We start from the raw sequence: 339 nt of genomic DNA, 5'->3' as shown, positions 1-339 counted from the left end.
CGTCCACGGGACTTGAGGACGGCGAAGGCGATGGAACCGGAGACGGGCTCGGAAGTGCCGGAACTCCCCCTTCGCCCGGGTTGCCGTTGCCGTTGCCATTTCCGTTGCCATTCCCTTGGCCGCCGCCATTACCATTCCCATTCCCATTCCCATTGCCATTGCCATTACCGTTTCCATTCCCATTATTCGATCCCGGTTCAACCGGAATGCCGCCACCCTCAGGCGTAGCCGTAGGCAGCCCCGGATCGACCGAAGGCGACGGTTCAGGCGATGGTTCGGCTCCCTCGATCAGCACCGATACGGTATTGGAAGGATCGCTCTCGACTCCCTGATCCGGAT

At 61.1% G+C, this 339-nt stretch carries 1 pseudogene; it reads right to left on the bottom strand.

Annotation, left to right across the window (positions count from 1 at the left end):
- Window positions 1-339 (bottom strand): annotated as a pseudogene (locus L692_RS32695) (penicillin-binding protein); the annotation flags it as partial.

This window comes from Paenibacillus forsythiae T98 (assembly GCF_000520735.1).
In the GTDB taxonomy this organism is placed as follows: domain Bacteria; phylum Bacillota; class Bacilli; order Paenibacillales; family Paenibacillaceae; genus Paenibacillus_AQ; species Paenibacillus_AQ forsythiae.
The sequence above is the reverse complement of the archived record's forward strand: the minus strand, read 5'-3'. Positions and strand labels throughout refer to the sequence as shown.